Genomic DNA, 17,142 nt, shown 5'->3' on the forward strand with positions numbered 1-17,142 from the left:
GCGGCACCCCGCGCGGGGTGCCGCGACCCACCCGACGCCTCTTGGGTCAACCCTCGTCGAGGAACCCTTCGGACAGCTACGGCAGTTCACCCTCGCCTCGGCTCTTGAAAGGGCCTGTGTGCGAAGCCACTTGGGCGGGGAAAACGCAACTTCGACATGGCCCGCAGGGGCGGTTACCTTCATCTGGTCTTCGGCGGTCGGCCATGGTCGTGCAGGGGGTTTCTTCGGGCTGGGCCACCCGTGACGCGGCCTGAGCCGCCGAATCGGGTCCACATCAGGCACCCTCAACCAGGGAGAGACGCATGCCCCATCTTGCTCTGTACACATTCGGAGTCCTGAAGTCACCTGTCGCCGACCCCGCACCTCTCACACGCGAGTTCCAGGACATCGGTGAGCTCATCTACGGGAAGATCAGCCAGCACCCTGGATATGTTGCTCATGCTGAAGCGGTGGGCGGCGACGGGGTCACGCACTTCGACCTGGACTGGGGTGCATGGGGGGAATTCGCTGTACCGGCCTGGTACAGCAAGGGCCGTACGGCGGAAACCACCGCGCTGGCCGCGACCCTTTCCCTCTGGACCGACGTGCGTTCCGCCTTCGACGCCATCTACACCGGTCTGCACCGTGAGGCGCTGAACCGGCGTTACGACTGGTTCGAGAGGACAGAACACCCGGGTTACGTGTTCTGGTGGGTCTCCGATGGCGTGATACCCGCCTGGCAGGACGGGGTTTCCAGGCTGGAGCACCTCCACGGCCACAGCCCCGCGCCGTACGCCTTCACCTTCCACCACTCGTTCGACCCGGACGGAACTCCGACCGGGATCAAAGATGTTGGTCCGAAGAGTGACCAGGTTCGCCAATAAGGAAGCCTGAACGACGGCGAACACATCAGTGATCTAACGCGGTCGGCGAGCATAGGTACTCTAGTGGTACTTGGTCATTCCCGCCCCCGATTGATTACCGGGGGCGGGAGTCGTTCAACCGTTGAAGGGGTGCGAGCCAATTACTAGCTCTCGCTGAAATTGGAAGACTTGACGCATGCGGCACCGGGGACGCTCCAACAGAGGTGCATGTAATACTGCGTGCTGCCCACGATGCCGTACGTCTTGCCGTCGCAGCCTCCGTCACCTCCGTCGTTGATCGTCCACATGGGCCTTCCGTCGGAGACGCGATACAGGGTCATCTGAACACCGTGGCCGTCCGCGTTGGTGTCACATACGGTGAATCTGTCTCCGTCGTCCTTGAAATGTGCGGTGCCGCGACCATTGAGGGTCAGGGTTTTGTCCGCCGCGTAGGCCGGGGACGTACTCAGCGCCAGCATTGTGCCCAACGCGACGGTCAGACCTGCGGTCGATCGGACTACGTTCTTCAGCTTCATGACGTCTCCCCTTGCTCGCCGAAACCGGTGCAGTCGCCCTTTCCTGACTGCCGGGCTGACTATTGCGCATCAACATCTCGCGGGCAACGGGTAGGCGACATTCCGATTGCCGCCGTTCCGTGGAGCCGGAATCTTCCGGTGTAGCCGGATATGGGGCAGATTGATGTGCGCCACTCATCGAATGGCGTCAGCCAATGCCGTGCGGCGAGCAGATGGATCTTGCGGCCTTTTGCCTTGGCCGGCCCCGGATGGCCTTGCCGTTCACGACCGGGGGCGCAGCCCGGCGGCCCAGGTTGTCGGGTCGGCGGGCCGCGAGCCGGCTCCCGGCCGCTCGGTCCAGGGCGTCGCCGTCGACGCGGGCCAAAGCCCTGGATCGTAGCGCCCAGCAGCATCCGGCATGCCGGGAGTCAGACGAGCGTCCACCGGACCAGCGCGTAGCCGATCAACGCAAGGCCGATCAGCGTCGAGCCGACAACCGCCCGCATGTACGCGAATCGGGGATGACGGTCTGCCGTATATATTTCGTGCGCCCTCTTCGGGTCATAGGAAATTGAGACGCGGTGTCCGACTGCGACACTGACTCCTTTGGTTCGAAGCAGGACGTCATTCTCCCCTCCGATACTGGAATCACACTCCAACAAGTGCCGCACCATGCCGCCGGGCTCGTCATGAACCGCCAGGCAGCGAGCAGAACACGTCACTCTTCTACGAAACGCGAGAGCGTCTGTGACGGCCAAGACGGCCCCGAACAGTAGCCACACACAACCCGTCGAAAATATCGACCAGAGGAAAACGGATGGAGGGCCCTCGAACGCTGCAGTTGTCACTTGAAATATCCTTGCCTCGCGAACTGCCTGAAGTGGGAATCGCGCCCAGCCCGTCAGTTGGCCGGACGAATTTCAGTCCAGGGTCGCTCAGGACAGGGCTGCAAACATTATCAATCTCTGTCAGCAAGTTTTCGTCGGCCGACCAGCTCACGCACTGCTTCACCCGGCTCCCCGCTCAGAGCGCTACCGGACTGCCCGCCCTGGGGAAGCGGCAGAACGGGTCGCCGGAACTGGAGAAGAGCGCTTCGCGCGCGGCCCGTCGCGCAGTTGGGCCGCGCAGCCGACGAGGGCGACGGCCAGTGTGCCGACGGCGAGGGTCAGGGCTTCCATGGCGAGACCGCCGACGGGGAACGACTGCCGTGCGCCGGCCGTCACCCCCAGACGGGCGAGGCTCGCCGAGGCGCCCCAGAAGAGGCCGAGCCCGGTCGGGCAGTCTCTGCCCGGGATCACCGTTCACCCCGTCAGCAGTGCGGAGATGAACAGCCACAACGGGATGACCATCAAGATGACCGAGAGCACGCCGAAGAACGTCAGCGCGATGCCGCGTATGGCGAGCCGCTTGTCGCGAAGGCTCCTGACGCGGGTCGGCGACAGCGGATCGTAGGTCACGTCCACCGGGCCCCTTTCGCCCTTGTGCTCGCGGCCGACCGGCTGGGTGACGACGAGGTTCCGGCCCTCCAGCGTCCGGAACTCGTAGACGGGGCGCCATTCCGCCTGGTCCTTCGAGATGCGGTGCCAGTCGTAGTCCCGGATACGGCCGGGGACGGTGATGCCCCGCCGTCGCAGAATCAGTGCGTCGCGCATCACCTCGGTCCAGCCTGCGTACAGCATCAGCCAGCCCACAGGGCCGAAGAGCATGATGAAGGCCACCAGGCCACCGATGCCCGCTTCCGCGCCCTTGTTCCCGGCCACGTAGAAGAAGGCGATATACGGCACGATCCCCAGAGCGATCTTCCCGCCCGCCGAGAGGCGCGGCAGACGCGGGAGGCGACGCCCGGAGACGTCCCTCACCACGTGGGCCGGCCCCTGTGCCGAGGCTGGCCGGCGGGCCAAGGCCGTACGCAGCTGCCCGACGAAAGCGCCGGCGGCGGTGGCGTTGCGAGTGGTGAGCGTGAAAGCGTCACTTTCGTCGGCATCGCGGGACAGTCTCAGAAGGACGCGTCCTCCCGCGTAGTCGACGCGGTCGATCGCCGCCAGCGGCACCGTCCAGGTGGTGCGCCCGCGCATCACCCGCACCGCGTACCCCTCCAGCCGGAAGACGACGCCTCGACCCCGCAACACCACTTCCGGTATCCGTCCCATGCCCAAGATCATAAATGCCGGTGAACGGGGTGTTACACGTCCTCTTCAGGGCAACGCGCACGGCTCGACACGCAGTCGGCATACCGTTCGTCACCGCTCGTTCGGGAACGAGGTGTGCCCTCGCGTGCCGCTCGTGACCGCGCCGGACTGAGCCGTGCCCGGTCCACAATCCCGGTCGTCGCCATCAGCTCCACGGGAAGTCAGGGCATAGGGGTGTGTCCGCAGCTTCCAAATCGGCTTGTCCCGTCAAACCTGATGACTCTACGGTGGAATCACTTCGACGAGACGTTCCCCAGAAGCACGCCGCAGAGCGGGAACGTCCCACCTCACTGAGGTGCCGGAGGGGCGGCAGCAGAATTTGTCGACCCTTCCTTCGGAGGTCTCCTTCATGAACATCGGTATCGGCCTGCCCATCGCCGACCCTGCCGCCTTGCTCACCTGGGCCCAGCGCGCCGACGCCGGGCCCTTCAGCACGCTCGGCCTGCTCGACCGGCTCGTCTACCACAACCCCGAGCCCCTGGTCGCGCTCGCCGTCCTCGCGGGCGCCACCTCCCGCATCCGCGTCCAGACCGAGGTGCTGCTCGCCCCGCTGCGCGACACCGCCCTCCTCGCCAAGCAGGCCGCCACCTTGGACCGGATGACCGGGGGCCGCCTGGTCCTCGGCCTGGGCATCGGCGGCCGGGACGACGACCACCAGGTCACGGGTATCGACATGCACACCCGAGGCCGACGCCTCGACGAGCAGATGGCGGTGGCGCGCCGCCTGTGGTCCGACGAGCCGTACGGCGACGGCATCGGCCCGATCGGTCCCGCGCCCGCCCGGCCCGGCGGCCCCGAAGTGCTCTTCGGCGGCTTCAAGCCCGCCGCGATCGAGCGCGTCGCACGCTGGGGCGACGGCTTCCTCGCCGCCGCGCCGCCCTCCTGGGCAGGCGGCCTGTTCGACACCGCGCGCGGCTTCTGGAAGGAGTACGGCCGCGACGGCGAACCGCGCATCGTCGCGCAGGTCAACGTCGCGCTCGGCCCCGAAGACGTGGTCCACGACGCCCAGGCCAACATGCACGCGTACTACGCCTTCACCGGCATGCCGGACCGGATGGTGACCGGAATGCTCACCACGCCGACCGAGATCCGCAGTGCGATCGCCGACTTCGCGAACCTCGGCGCCGACGAGGTCATGCTCTACTGCTACGGCCGCGACCCGAACCAAGTGGACCGCCTCGCCGATGTCTTGTGACGGGGCGGCGGGGTGACCGGCGGAGACGGGCTGTAGGCGAGCCGGGCGGCCGGGCGCGGCCGGGTGGTTACAGCTGACCGTCCTTCACGACGCGAGGGGCGCGCCGCCCCAGGCGGGTCGGCGCGCCCCTCGATTAGCGCAGGTCAAAGCAGGTGAAAGCAGAGCCAGGGCTGTGTTACTCAGTGCCGGGGCGGATGCCCCGGACGACCGCCTTCCACGTCGAGTCGGACAGGTGCCCGGTGGCCGGCGCGCCGGTGGAGAGGTGGCCCCTCTCCTTGAGCTCGCCGTCCGTGTCGGCCCTGACGGCGTCCGGCATCCAGTCGATATTCACGAAGCCTTCCGGTCAACGTCCGTGCGGTACACGGCGGTTATGCCGTCCGCCAGGCATTGATGCTCGCAACTCCGGCCACCGCAGCAGTCGTTGCGCACGTCGCAACTGACTGTGGTGGTCGCTTAGAACAGCAGCCTGTACTGGTTCCAGCCGGAGTTGCCGATCTTCACTCGGGCCTGGAAGGGCGCGGACGCCTTGCCGGTGCCCTTGTAGAGCCACAGGGCGCCGTCCTTGTCGCGGGCGACCAGGTCGTTGTGGCCGTCGATGTCCACATCGCCGGTCGAGGCAAGGGCGTTGAACTGGTTCCAGCCGGGGCCGATCTTCGTGCGCGCGGCGAACGGCTTCTTGTAGTCGCCGGTGCCCTTGTAGAGCCACAGCACGCCGTCCTTGTCGCGGGCGACGATGTCGGTCTTTCCGTCGCCAGTCAGGTCGCCCTGGCCCGTGATCGCCGTGTACTGGCCCCAGCCGGGACCGACGCGGTAACGGCCCGTCAGGGTTCCGTCCGGGTAGCCGAGGTAGAGCCAGAGCACGCCGTCCTTGTCGCGCGCCAGGATGTCGGCCTCTTTCGCGCCGCCGAGGTCGCCCGGGGAGAACACCTTGTCGTACATGTTCCAGCCGGGACCGACCTCGCGGGCCCCGTCCGTGCCCGCGCCCTCGCCCGCGTAGATGAGTCTGCCGTCGGTCGTGCGGGCGTAGAGGCCGGTCGCGTAGCCGGTCTTCGAGTGGTCGACGGTGGACGCCGCGTCGAAGTCGCCCCAGCCGTCGGTGACGTATTGGCGGTCCTCCAGCCCGCCGTTCCCGCTCGGCCAGTACTCGTACAGGTCGCCCGAGCCGTTGACCGCGGAGAGCGGGAAGATGGGGGCGTCGCCGGGGAACGCCTTCAGCTTCATCGACTTGGAGGCGGAGTGCCCGGGAACCTTGTGCTTCGCGGCATGGCGCACGGCGTCCTGGAGCGGGGTCGGGGCCGCGTCCTCGGCCATGGCGGTGCCCGCGGTGGTGCCGACCAGGGTGGCGACTAACGCCGCCGTGGCGACGCGCGACAGGGTGCGTCTGCGGGTGGGTCGGGAAGCAGCATTCATTTTTGTCTCCAGAAGTCATGAGATGAGTCGCGACGCGCCCCCATGTGGTGAGACGCGTCGCGATAACTCCTGGATCTTTGCACAACTCCTTTACATGTCAATCGTTTTTGTCAGGCACCGACGGGGCTGACAGATTGCTGGATTCGTACCTTGCCCGCCGGGTCGGTCAGTGTCGCGATGCACAACAGCCGCTTGCCGGCGAGGTCCTTGGACACGGTGAGGCCCGGGTCCGTGGCTCCGTCGATGGGGACGTTGTACTTGAAGCCGTCGTCGTCGACCTTTTCCTGATACCAGGCGTAGTGCACCTCGGCGGACTTCGGGGCGAGCGCGTCGATCGCGGCGTTCAGACGGTGGCCGGCGGCCGGGGTTCCGGTGATCCGCAGCTTTCCGTTCGGCGCCAGTTCGGGGTCGGGGCGCAGGGCTTCCCGCTTCCAGGGGCCGGGGTTCATGAACTCGCCCTGGTGCACGCTGCCGTCGCATCCGTCGCCGCTCTGCGCGCTGAGCACGCCGGCGACCTTGCGGCCGCCCGGCGTGGACACCATGAGCGGTCCGCCCGAGTCGCCGGGGCAGACGCTCGGCGCCTTCGCCCCGCGACCGGCCGGGACTCCGGTGGTGCAGAAGTCGGACTTGCCCACCGACTTCTGCGGGATGTCCTGCGCGCACTGCTTCGGCGGAAGCAGCTTCATCGCGCCCTGTTGCAACTGGTCCGTCATCCCGCCCTTCTTCGGGTCGGTGTGCTCCGTGCCGCCGTGGCCGTAGAGCGTCCCGGCCTCCTCCCGCACCACCTTGTCCGCGACCTCGGCGGGGTCCGCGATCGGAACGGGCCGCACGCCGCGTACCGGGTGATCGAGCACGACCACGGCCATGTCGTTGGCCGCGAACGACCCGTCGTCGGTGTCGACCTCGCGCCACTTCGGATGCCAGAACCAGCCCCGCACGTGGTGCGCCTCCCCGTGCGGCTCGGAGAGCTTGTCGGCGCCGAGATAGACCTGGAAGTCCGCCGGGGCCTTGCCCATCACGCAGTGCCCGGCGGTCAGCACGCGGTCCGGGGCGATGAGCGTTCCCCCGCAGTAGCCGCGCTGGGTCAGCGGGTCGTCGTGGGAGAACGCCAGCGTCGCCATCCAGGGAGCCGCGCGGGCGGGGGCGTCGGAGCCGTGTGAGATCGCCGATGCTGTCGGGGCGGTCGAGGCCGCCCCGACCAGCAGTGCCGCCGACGCCGAGGCCAGTACGCCTGCTCGGCGGGGGAGTTGGCCGGTTCGGCCGGTTCGGCGGCGGGGGCCGGTGAATGCCATCAGTGGATTACTCCTGTGGGTGTGCGGCGTTGCCTACGACGAAAAACGTAGTGTCGGTAGGCCTGCGCAACATCCAACCGCCGGTCTACATCGCATCAGACTCAAGGATTACGTTCGGGCCCAGGGGGCCCAGGGGGCCCAGGGGGCCCAGGGGGCCCAGGGGGCCCAGGGGCCTCAGCGGTCGCATGGGCAGCGGTCCGAGCAGCGGTCCGAGCGGCGGCACAGGTCAGACGGTCGAGATGATCGCTCGGGTGACGGCCGTGATCGCCGGGGCGGGGCGGCCGGGGAGCCGCGCCACCAGAACGCGGCGGACCTCGGGCGGCGCGCCCTCGACGCGTACCAGGCTCACCCCGGGCGGCAGCACCGGCGCGAGCCGGGACGGCACCGTCGTCACCCCGAAGTCGACGGCGACCAGCCGGAGTTTCGTCAGCCAGTCGCGTGCGCGGTGGACGACGCGCGGCCGTCCGGGCAGGCCGGGCCAGACGCCGAGCAGCGGTTCGGAGCCCGACGACGGGGCGGCGATCCACGCGGCGTCGACCAGTTCGTCGACGTGCACCGTGCCGCGGCCGGCGAACTTCCCGGTCGAAGAGGCCGCCAGGACCAGTTCGGTGTCCACGGCGGTCTCGACGTGCAGGCGCGGCGACTCGCTGTCGAGGGGCCGGTGCGGCGGGCGGGACGACAGTACGGCGAGGTCGATCGAGCCCGCCCGCAGCGCCCGGATCAGGGAGGGCGTGGTGCCCTCGGTCGTCGTGACCGTGATCTGGGGGTCGGTGTCCGTGAGGCGGGTGAGGGCGGCCGGCAGGATGACGGCGCCCGCGCTCAGGAACAGGCCGAGCCGCACCACTTCGGTCCGCGGGGCGCCGCCGGTGAGGTCGGATTCGGCCGCCGCGAGGCAGTCCAGGATGGTCCGGGCGTGGCGCAGCAGGGTCAGGCCCGCGGGGGTGAGCCGGACCCCGTCGGGGCGGCGGTCGAACAGGGTGGCGCCCGCGCTCCGTTCGAGGGAGACGGCCTGCCGTGAGACCGCCGACTGGGTGTAGCCGAGTCTGGCGGCGGCGGCGGTGAAACTGCCGGATTCCGCGATCTGCTGTAGCACCCGTAGGCCCGTACTGGAGATGTCCATGCGACATACGCATACCACAGATGCCTGATCGTCGCTTCCCTCATGCCTGTCGGACTCATAGTGTCGATCCCGACGGATCAGGACGAACATGGAGGTCATCGCATGCGAGCAGCAGTACTGACGGGCTTCGGCGCCCCGCTCACGGTGCGGGAGGAGCCCGACCCCGAGGCGGGTACGAGCGGCGAAGTGGTGGTCGAAGTGCTCGCCGCCAGCGTCCCCCCGTACGCGGCCGAGGTCTTCGGCGGCGAACGGAAGTACCCCTTGGTCCCTCCCGTCGTGCCCGGGGTCGGCGCCGTGGGACGGATCGTCCACGTCGGTCCGGACGCCACCCGGCTGCGCGTCGGCGACCTGGTGTGGTGCGACCCCACGGTGCGCTCGCGGGACGACGCCCTGACGCCCGACATCACGCTTCAGGGCTGGAGCTCCCGCGGCGAGGGCGGCGCGCGGCTCGCCCTGCGCCAGCACGACGGGGCGTTCGCCGAACTCATGCGGGTCCACACGGAGAACGTCTTCCCGCTGCCGGCCGCCGCGGGGGACGACCCGGCCCGCTGGGCCGCGCTCACCGCGCACATCATCCCCTACGGCGGGCTGCTGGCCGGCGGGCTCGAAGCGGGCGAGACGCTGCTGGTCAGCGGGGCCACCGGCAACCTCGGCAGCAGCGCGGTCGCGGTCGCGTTCGCGATGGGGGCGGGCCGCGTGGTCGCGCCGGGCCGCAACCGGGCGGTGCTCGACCTGCTCGCCGACCGGTTCGGTCCGCGGCTGCGCCCGGTGCCGCTGACCGGCGACGGGGACGTCGACCGGGCGGCGATGTCGGACGCGGCCGACGGCCCGATCGACATGATGATCGACCTGCTCCCGCCGAGCGCGCCCAGCACGGTGGCGCGAGCGGCGGCCATGACCGTGCGCGAGTACGGCCGTGTCGTCCTCATGGGCGGCGTCGGCATGCTCGGCGGCGACGACCTCGCGCTCCCGTACCCATGGATCATGCGCAACTCGATCACCGTGCGCGGCCAGTGGATGTACCCCCGCGCGGCGAACGTCGGCATCATCCGGCTCCTCGCCTCGGGCGCGCTGGACCTCGCCCCCGAGACGGTCCGGTTGTTCGGCCTCGACGCCGTCAACGAAGCCGTCGCGTACGCCGCCGCACACGGCGGCCCGTTCGAGCGCACCGTCCTCGTCCCCCGGAATTCGTCCTGAAGAACCTGAAGAACCTGAAGAAGGAGCCCCGCCAGGTCGTCCGTGAGCGGCTGGTCCAGGACAGCGAGGATCCGCATCCGCACCTGGAGCCGCGGCAGGCCCGGGCGGGGCGGGCGCGGATTCGCCCGAGTGGGCACAGAGCCTGGACGGCTCCGTGCCCACCGGATTCGTGCCCGTCGTGCCGCCGGTCGGCTACTTCAGCAGCTCGATCTGGGTGAGCGTCGCCTTCCCCGTCGGCACCAGCCGGTAATGCGTGTACGAACCGGGGGCCCGGACCGTGAACGTGCGGGTCTGCCGGTCCCACGGGAACGACTCATGCGCGCGCCGGTCCAGCTGGCGCCACCGCTTGCCGTCGTCGGAGCCTTGCAGCACCCAGCCCGACGGCGCCTTGTCGTGCGCCGCCGAGGTGAGCGTGTACTGCACCGCCCGCGTCGCGCGCCCCGGCTTCACCTCGGCCGCGGTGAAGGTCGCGTCCGTGGCGGAGGTGTTGTCGACCAGGTGCGAGCCGTCGCCGCCGCCGGTGAGGGTGACCTCCGACTTCGGGGTGGTCGCGTCCTCCATCGGCGTCGGCGGCTTGTCGCCCTGGGTGATGGACGTGGGCCCGGCGTGCTTGCCGCTGCCCCAGGACGACGGCTTGTCGCCCATCGCGAACTCCAGCGTCCCGCCGCGCGCGAGCAGCGAGTGGGGGAGCGCGGTGGAGTTCCAGCGCTTGCCGTCGACCTTCAGCCCCTGGACGTACACATTCCGGGCGCTGTTGCGCGGGGCCTTCACGACGAGGTCGCGGCCGTTCTCCAGATGGACGGTGGCCTTGGTGAAGAGCGGCGAGCCCACCGCGTACTCGGGGCTGCCCATCACCAGCGGATAGAAGCCGAGGGCGCTGAAGACGTACCAGGCCGACATCTCGCCGTTGTCCTCGTCGCCCGGGTAGCCCTGGCCGATCTCGCTGCCGAGGTAGAGCCGGGAGGTCACCTCGCGCACCTTGGCCTGCGTCTTCCAGGGCTGGCCGGCCGCGTCGTACATGTACGCGATGTGGTGCGAGGGCTGGTTGCTGTGCCCGTACATGCCCATCCGTACGTCCCGGGCCTCGGTCATCTCGTGGATGATGCCGCCGTAGGAGCCGGCGAGGTCCGGGGAGGCGGTCTCCGGCGTCGAGAAGAAGGTGTCGAGCTTCTTCGCGAGCCCGTCGCGGCCGCCGTAGAGGTTCGCCAGGCCCTTGGTGTCCTGGGGCGCGGTGAAGGCGAAGTTCCAGCCGTTGGTCTCGGTGTAGTCGTTGCCCCAGACGCGCGGGTCGTACTTGTCGGGGGAGAGCCGCCAGCCGCCGTCCGCGTCCTTGCCCTGGAAGAAGCCGATCTTCGGGTCGAAGAGCTTGACGTAGTTCTGCGCGCGGCTGAGGAAGTACGTCGACTCTTCCTTGTAACGGGCCTTGTGGGTCTTGGCGTAGAGCGCCTGGCCCATCTTCGCGAGACCGAAGTCGTTGAGGTAGCCCTCCAGCGCCCAGGACATGCCCTCGCCGGTCTTGGTGCTCGTGTAGCCGAGGAAGACGGAGGTGTCCATGCCCTTGCGGCCGACGCCCCGGTCCGGCGGGGCGACCGTCGCGTTCTTGAGCGCGGCCTCGTACGCCGCCTCCGCGTCGAAGCGCACGCCCTTCTGGTAGGCGTCGGCGAAGGCCACGTCCGAGCTGGTGCCGGTCATCAGATCGGCGTAGCCGGGGGAGGACCAGCGGGAGATCCAGCCGCCGTCCTTGTACTGCTGGACGAAGCCGTCGACCATCTTTCCCGCGCGCTTCGGGGTCAGCAGGGAGTAGGCGGGCCAGGTGGTTCGGTAGGTGTCCCAGAAGCCGTTGTTGACGTACACCTGGCCGTTCACGATCTTGGCGCCGGTATGCGTCGGAGTGTCGTCGCCCGTCGGCTTCGAGAAGGCGCTGGCGTACTGGTACCGGGGGCGGTGCGCCGAACCGGTGTTCTCCGAGCCGGAGTTGGGATACAGGTACAGCCGGTAGAGGTTGGAGTAGAGCGTCGTGAGCTGGTCGCGGGAGGCGCCCTCGACCTCGATGCGGCCGAGGATGGAGTCCCACGCGGCGCGGGCCCTGCCGGTGACCGAGGCGAAGGAGGCCGAGGCCGGGATCTCCTGCTGGAGGTTGGCCTTCGCCTGGTCGACGCCGATCAGGGAGGTGGCGATGCGCAGCGTGACGGTGCGGTCCTTGCCGGGCTTGAACCGCATATAGCCGGTGACGTCGTCGCCCCCGCCGCCCTTCAGCTTTCCGCTGCCGGTCACCGGAGCGTCGAAGACGCCGTAGACGAAGAGCCGCCCGGCGCCCGTGGACAGGCCGCTCTTGACGTCCGAGTAGCCGGTGATCACGCCGTGTTCGGGGTCGAGGGAGAGCCCGCCCTGATTCTTGACGTTGTCGAGGATGACGCTCGCGTCGTCGCCGGGGAAGGCGAAGCGCATCATCGCGGCGTGGTCGCTGGGCGCGATCTCGGCCTTGAGCCCGTTGTCGAAGGTGACGCCGTAGTAGTGCGGCTTCGCCGTCTCGCGCTCGTGGTGGAAGGGGAGCGCGCGGGCGGTCCGCTTCGCGTCCGGAACGCCGGCCGCGGTGGACGGCATGACCTGGAAGGTCTGCCGGTCGCCCATCCAGGGGCTCGGCTCATGGCTCGCGCTGAACGCCTGGATGGTGGGGAGGTTGTCGGCGTTGTTCCCGGCCGCGTACTGGTAGAGCCAGTCGGTGGAGCCCGCGTTGGTCGCCGGCGTCCAGAAGTTGAAGCCATTGGGGACGGCGGCGGCCGGGATGTTGTTGCCGCGGGAGAAGCCGCCGCTCGAATTGGTGCCGCGCGTCGTCACCGCGTAGTCCGCGAGATGAGCGAGCCGCTTCTCCGGCGGCGCGGGCGCGATCGAGACGTCGTCCACCCAGCCGCGGAACTGCGCCGGACCGCTGGGGGAGTCGTACGCGACGAGTACGCGGGCGACCGTCTTGCCCGCCGCCACCGCGCCGATCCGCGACTCCTTGTTGTTCCACTGGTTCGCGTACAGCGTCTTGGAGTCCGCCTGGCCCCGCGGGGTCAGCCGGGCGCCGTGCTGGTCGACGGCGTTCAGGTCGCTGAGATAGGTGCCGTCGGTGAAGGCGAGATCCAACGCCACATGCGTCGCCGGGTAGTTGGCGTCGTACTCCGGCATCGACGGGAAGATCTTGTACGACAGCTGGGTGCGCGGCGTCACCTTGGTGTGCACGGCGAAGACCTTGTTGTACGAGTACGCGCGGCCCTTCGCCTTGTGCGTGCCCGCGTAGCGCAGCGCGTGCGTGCCGCTGAAGCCGACATTGGCCTTGGCGGTGGGGGAGCCGGTCGGGCCGCGGTCCACGGAGGTGCGCATGTCCGAGGGCGGCGGCGGGGTGTCCTCGCCGTTCGAGATCTGGAACTCGGCGAGCTGGGTGATGTCGTCCCCGCCGTTGCGCGCGATGTCCAGCCGGTAATGCCGGTAGGCGGTGGAATTCTTGAACCCGAACTCGCGGGTCTGCTGCCGCTTTTCGAAGGACTCGTCCTTACGGGCGTCCAGCACGGTCCAGTTCTTGCCGTCCTCGGAGCCCTTGAGGGTCCAGTCCCTCGGGTCCCGGCCGGGAGCGTCGTTCGCGGACGTGAGCGCGTACCGTACGACCTTGACCGGCTCGGCCAGGTCGAATTCCAACCAGGAGGATTTCTCGAAAGTGAGCCATTTGCTGGTGGTCTCGCCGTCCACCAGATTCTCTTTCACCTCACCGGACGCGCTGTTCTCGCCGCTGGCGCGTACGGCGGTGACCTTGTCGGTCACGCTGCCGGGTATGCCGGAGGAGTAGCCGCCGTCCACGCCGGACGCCTTCTTCTTTCCGTCCGGCCCGGTCTCGACCGTATCCCGCCAGTCCGGCTGGGGGTCGTCCTTCTCGAATGAGGAGTGGAACTCGTTGCCGGTTTTCCCGGGCTGGGCGGGGAACGCCACCGCCGCGCCCTGTGCCGTCGCCACGAGCGCGGCCGCCGCCAGCAGAGCGGCCGGTCCGCTGACCGCCCGCCATCGTCGTCTCTGTCGCATTCTGTGCCTCTCAACGCATGTGACAACGTTGTCAATTGAGTTGCGCAGAGATAAGTAGGACGCGAGGGGCCAAAGGTGTCAAGGGGGCGCGACGGAACGTGATCCATGCGGGCGCGGGCGGGACGGGGCGCCTGCCGGAGGGCGGGTTAGGGTACTCGGCCGGCGGATGCCCGGAGAACCGGCCTTTTCGCCTCCCGCCGGGTCCGTTTCCGGCCTGGGTCGGATCCTGTCGCCGGGCGAATTTGTCGCGGTCACGACAGTCGAGCGGTTAGGGTACGGACGTCTTCGCGAGGCGGAAACCGGCTCACGGGGCAAACGGAGTCAGGGCCTCGCCGAAGGTGCGTAGCGCGTTATATGTCATCGAGGTCTCAACTCGGGAAAGACTGCTGACCAAAGCTGTATTCGATCTTGCTCATTCTACGGGCAGTGGACTATACCTGTCGGCGTCCGGACAGGTCGTACATCACCGCCCCGGATCCGGGGGGAAGACGTCGCGGACCATCGCACGTGGTGTGAACAGCGCCGGCCCCCGGGCATACCCAGCACAACCCTGCTTCGACTGACCCGCGGTGTCGGGCCCTTCGCCAAAGGCGAGTTCAAAGGGGAGACCGGCTTACCGCCTGAGTCCTGTTGGAAAGCGAGGACTTGAGCATGGGATCCACCTCAGAATTCAGCCGCCGAGGCCTGATCAAGCGAGCAGCTGCCATCGGCCTGATCTCCGTCCCCTCGATCGGCGTCCTCAGCGCCTGCGCCAGCAGCGACAGCGGCGACGACGGCAACAAGGCGGACAAGGGCAAGAAGACCAAGAAGAACCCCCTCGCCGTCAACGAGAGCGCACCCCTGGACGTCGTCATCTTCGACGGCGGACTCGGCCAGCAGTACGCGAAGGACGCCGAGGCGCTGTACAAGCAGACGTTCCCCAAGGCGTCGATCAAGCACACGCCGACGCAGAAGATCCAGACCACGCTCCAGCCCCGGTTCAACGGCGGCACCCCGCCCGACCTGATCGACAACTCCGGCGCCGAGCAGATGGACATGGGCACCCTGGTCGGCAAGCGGCAGCTGGCCGACTTCAACGCCCTGCTCGACGCGCCCTCCATCGACGACCCGGGCAAGACGGTGCGCGACACGCTGCGCCCCGGCGTCGCCGAGATGGGCCGGTTCGACGGCCAGGAGACCTGGGTCCTCTATTACGCCTACACCGTGTACGGCGTCTGGTACTCGAAGACCAATCTCCGGAAACTCGACGCCGAGTACCCGGAGACCTGGGACGAGATGCTCACCCTGTGCGCGAAGGCGAAGAAGAAGGGCATCGCCGGCTGGACGTACCCGGGCAAGTTCCCGTACTACCTCCCGTTCAGCCTCTACCCCTTCATCGCCAAGATCGGCGGCGTCGAGGTCCTGGACAAGATCGACAACCTGGAGCCGAACGCCTGGAAGGACCCGGCGGTGAAGGCCGCCTTCGAGGCGTACTACGAGCTGTACAAGAAGGGCTACATCCTCCAGGGCACGCCCGGACTGACCCACATCGAATCGCAGACGGCGTGGAACGAGGGGAAGGCGCTGTTCATCCCGAACGGCTCCTGGGTGGAGAACGAGTCGAAGAAGACCACGCCCAAGGACTTCGAGATGACGGTGAGCGCGCCCTCCGGCCTGGACAGCAGCGACAAGCTGCCGTTCGGCACGCTGTGGGCGTCGGGCAGCGAGCCCTACATCGTGCCGAAGGCCGCGAAGAACCCGCAGGGCGGCATGGAGCTGATGCGGATCATGCTCGGAAAGAAGTCCTCCCAGAACTTCATCAGGCAGGTCTCCTCGCTCACCTCCCTCAACGGCGGCACCGAGGGCCTGACCCTGCCGCCGGGGCTGAAGTCCGCGCAGGCGGCGGCCACCAAGGCCGGCAAGAACGTCGTCAACCCCCGGTTGCAGGACTGGTATGTGGCGCTGCAGAAGGAGAAGATCGGCGTCTCCGCGCTGGGCGAGATGATGGCGGGGCGGATGACCCCGGACGAGACGATCAAGAAGATCCAGAAGTTCACCGACGACACCCGCAAGGACGATTCCGTCAAGAAGTACAAGCACACGTGAGGTGAGCGGCGGCGCACGTGCTTCTGATGCGGGCGGCGTGTGATTCGCGTGCGGCGCGTGTTTCGTATGAGGCGGGCGCCGCACGCCCGGTGCACGACGCGAGCGCTGGTGAACGACGCGAGCGCCGGTGAAGGGCGCGCGTGAGCTGGGCATGAGGTCACTTGCGTCGTCCGCGTCCGCGCCGCTTGTGAAACGACACGTGCGACAACGCCGCTCGTATCCGCGTCCGCGTCACCTGCGTCACCTGCGTCACCTGCGTCATCAACGACGGCGCCCGCACGGGAAGATCGGGGTCGGTTGACATGCAACACGGTAAGTACCGTTTCATCGTGGGGTTCCTGCTCGTGCCCCTGGTGCTTTACGGGATCTTCGTCATATCGCCGTTCATCCAGGCCATCTACTACTCGTTCACGGACTGGACCGGCCTGAGCTCCGACTTCAAGATGGTCGGGTTCAAGAACTACCAACGCATGTTCAAGGACGACGTGTTCTGGACATCCGTCGGGCACAACGTCCTGCTGCTGGTGCTGCTGCCGCTGGTGACCATCGGGCTCGGCCTGTTCTTCGCCTTCATGCTCAATGTCGGCGGCCGCCGCAGGAAGAACGCGGCGGTCGCCGGAGTACGCGGATCAAGCTTCTACAAAATCGTCTACTTCTTTCCGCAGGTGCTCTCGATCGCCATCGTCGCCCTGCTCTTCCAGTTCGCCTACAACCCCAACAGCGGTGCGATCAACTCCTTGCTCAAGGCGATCGGTCTCGACTCCGTACAGCCTGAATGGCTGGGCGATCCACAACTCGCCCTGTGGTGTGTGATGGCGGTGATGGTGTGGAGCAACGTCGGCTTCTATGTGGTGCTGTTCTCCGCCGGAATGAGCTCCATTCCCAAGGACTACTACGAGGCCGCGCTCCTGGACGGCGCCAACCGCATCCAGAGCTTCTTCAAGATCACGTTGCCGCTGCTGTGGGACACCGTGCAGACCGGCTGGGTCTATATGGGGATCATGGCGCTGGACGGCTTCGCGGTCGTACAGATCATGACGGTGGGGCCGGGCGGCCCGGACTACTCCACCGAGCTGCTGTCCTTCTTCCTCTACACGAAGGCGTTCCGCGACGGGCAGGCCGGTTACGCGACCACGCTGGGGGTCGCGCTGCTCATCGTCACACTGCTCTTCGCGGGCATCGTCATGAAGCTCGGCCGACGCGAGCGGCTGGAGTTCTGATGGGCGCGGCAGCCGGGTCGG

General features: G+C 68.1%; 13 protein-coding genes. 5 read left to right on the forward strand and 8 right to left on the reverse strand.

Annotated features, from left to right (window positions below):
* Positions 1–302 precede the first annotated feature (302 nt).
* Complete coding sequence (locus AB0I22_RS07915) at positions 303–863, forward strand: DUF3291 domain-containing protein (RefSeq protein ID WP_363129798.1); 561 nt, start codon at positions 303–305, stop codon at positions 861–863.
* 143 nt (positions 864–1,006) lie between these two features.
* Here the strand turns inward: AB0I22_RS07915 and AB0I22_RS07920 are convergent, their stop codons facing one another.
* The 3 genes from AB0I22_RS07920 to AB0I22_RS07930 all read right to left on the reverse strand — a co-directional run bounded on the left by AB0I22_RS07920 (position 1,007) and on the right by AB0I22_RS07930 (position 3,507).
* On the reverse strand, positions 1,007–1,378 hold the full coding sequence (locus AB0I22_RS07920) for a hypothetical protein (protein WP_363129799.1): 372 nt from the start codon (positions 1,376–1,378) through the stop codon (positions 1,007–1,009).
* Between the two features lie 1,010 nt (positions 1,379–2,388).
* On the reverse strand, positions 2,389–2,655 hold the full coding sequence (locus AB0I22_RS07925; protein WP_363129800.1) for a hypothetical protein: 267 nt from the start codon (positions 2,653–2,655) through the stop codon (positions 2,389–2,391).
* A gap of 3 nt (positions 2,656–2,658) precedes the next feature.
* Positions 2,659–3,507, reverse strand: a complete 849-nt coding sequence (locus AB0I22_RS07930; protein ID WP_363129801.1) for a DUF3592 domain-containing protein — start codon at positions 3,505–3,507, stop codon at positions 2,659–2,661.
* Between the two features lie 388 nt (positions 3,508–3,895).
* Here AB0I22_RS07930 and AB0I22_RS07935 point away from each other — a divergent pair, with 388 nt between their 5' ends.
* Positions 3,896–4,741, forward strand: a complete 846-nt coding sequence (locus AB0I22_RS07935; protein WP_363129802.1) for an LLM class flavin-dependent oxidoreductase — start codon at positions 3,896–3,898, stop codon at positions 4,739–4,741.
* Positions 4,742–4,916: 175 nt separating this feature from the next.
* Here the strand turns inward: AB0I22_RS07935 and AB0I22_RS07940 are convergent, their stop codons facing one another.
* The 4 genes from AB0I22_RS07940 to AB0I22_RS07955 form a co-directional block, all read right to left on the reverse strand.
* On the reverse strand, positions 4,917–5,072 hold the full coding sequence (locus tag AB0I22_RS07940; RefSeq protein ID WP_363129803.1) for a hypothetical protein: 156 nt from the start codon (positions 5,070–5,072) through the stop codon (positions 4,917–4,919).
* Positions 5,073–5,194: 122 nt separating this feature from the next.
* The gene (locus tag AB0I22_RS07945; protein ID WP_363129804.1) at positions 5,195–6,151 is read right to left on the reverse strand and encodes a VCBS repeat-containing protein; all 957 of its coding nucleotides are present in this window, start codon (positions 6,149–6,151) and stop codon (positions 5,195–5,197) included.
* Between the two features lie 110 nt (positions 6,152–6,261).
* Positions 6,262–7,443, reverse strand: a complete 1,182-nt coding sequence (locus AB0I22_RS07950) for a serine protease (protein ID WP_363129805.1) — start codon at positions 7,441–7,443, stop codon at positions 6,262–6,264.
* Positions 7,444–7,669: 226 nt separating this feature from the next.
* Positions 7,670–8,563 carry a LysR family transcriptional regulator gene (locus AB0I22_RS07955; protein WP_363129806.1) on the reverse strand — a complete coding sequence of 298 codons (894 nt, stop codon included), beginning with the start codon at positions 8,561–8,563 and terminating at the stop codon, positions 7,670–7,672.
* A gap of 102 nt (positions 8,564–8,665) precedes the next feature.
* Here AB0I22_RS07955 and AB0I22_RS07960 point away from each other — a divergent pair, with 102 nt between their 5' ends.
* The gene (locus AB0I22_RS07960) at positions 8,666–9,760 is read left to right on the forward strand and encodes an alcohol dehydrogenase catalytic domain-containing protein (RefSeq protein WP_363129807.1); all 1,095 of its coding nucleotides are present in this window, start codon (positions 8,666–8,668) and stop codon (positions 9,758–9,760) included.
* Positions 9,761–9,952: 192 nt separating this feature from the next.
* On the opposite strand, the gene AB0I22_RS07965 is transcribed toward AB0I22_RS07960, so the two are convergent.
* Positions 9,953–13,816 carry a GH92 family glycosyl hydrolase gene (locus AB0I22_RS07965; RefSeq protein ID WP_363129808.1) on the reverse strand — a complete coding sequence of 1,288 codons (3,864 nt, stop codon included), beginning with the start codon at positions 13,814–13,816 and terminating at the stop codon, positions 9,953–9,955.
* Between the two features lie 651 nt (positions 13,817–14,467).
* Between AB0I22_RS07965 and ngcE the strand changes: the two genes are divergently transcribed.
* Positions 14,468–15,901 (forward strand): N-acetylglucosamine/diacetylchitobiose ABC transporter substrate-binding protein, encoded by a 1,434-nt coding sequence (ngcE, locus tag AB0I22_RS07970; RefSeq protein WP_363129809.1) that lies wholly within the window; start codon positions 14,468–14,470, stop codon positions 15,899–15,901.
* Between the two features lie 302 nt (positions 15,902–16,203).
* A complete protein-coding gene (locus AB0I22_RS07975) occupies positions 16,204–17,121 on the forward strand; it encodes a sugar ABC transporter permease (RefSeq protein WP_363129810.1) in 918 nt (305 codons plus the stop codon).
* The last annotated feature ends 21 nt before the right edge of the window (positions 17,122–17,142 follow it).

It is taken from the genome of Streptomyces sp. NPDC050610 (assembly GCF_040654875.1).
GTDB lineage: Bacteria > Actinomycetota > Actinomycetes > Streptomycetales > Streptomycetaceae > Streptomyces.

What these genes read in the sequence shown, in the direction of transcription:
- AB0I22_RS07915 (WP_363129798.1), top strand. Translation starts at nt 303, where the DNA reads ATGCCCCATCTTGCTCTGTACACATTCGGAGTCCTGAAGTCACCTGTC.
- AB0I22_RS07920 (WP_363129799.1), bottom strand. Translation starts at nt 1,378, where the DNA reads ATGAAGCTGAAGAACGTAGTCCGATCGACCGCAGGTCTGACCGTCGCG.
- AB0I22_RS07930 (WP_363129801.1), bottom strand. Translation starts at nt 3,507, where the DNA reads ATGGGACGGATACCGGAAGTGGTGTTGCGGGGTCGAGGCGTCGTCTTC.
- AB0I22_RS07935 (WP_363129802.1), top strand. Translation starts at nt 3,896, where the DNA reads ATGAACATCGGTATCGGCCTGCCCATCGCCGACCCTGCCGCCTTGCTC.
- AB0I22_RS07945 (WP_363129804.1), bottom strand. Translation starts at nt 6,151, where the DNA reads ATGAATGCTGCTTCCCGACCCACCCGCAGACGCACCCTGTCGCGCGTC.
- AB0I22_RS07950 (WP_363129805.1), bottom strand. Translation starts at nt 7,443, where the DNA reads ATGGCATTCACCGGCCCCCGCCGCCGAACCGGCCGAACCGGCCAACTC.
- AB0I22_RS07955 (WP_363129806.1), bottom strand. Translation starts at nt 8,563, where the DNA reads ATGGACATCTCCAGTACGGGCCTACGGGTGCTACAGCAGATCGCGGAA.
- AB0I22_RS07960 (WP_363129807.1), top strand. Translation starts at nt 8,666, where the DNA reads ATGCGAGCAGCAGTACTGACGGGCTTCGGCGCCCCGCTCACGGTGCGG.
- AB0I22_RS07965 (WP_363129808.1), bottom strand. Translation starts at nt 13,816, where the DNA reads ATGCGACAGAGACGACGATGGCGGGCGGTCAGCGGACCGGCCGCTCTG.
- ngcE (WP_363129809.1), top strand. Translation starts at nt 14,468, where the DNA reads ATGGGATCCACCTCAGAATTCAGCCGCCGAGGCCTGATCAAGCGAGCA.
- AB0I22_RS07975 (WP_363129810.1), top strand. Translation starts at nt 16,204, where the DNA reads ATGCAACACGGTAAGTACCGTTTCATCGTGGGGTTCCTGCTCGTGCCC.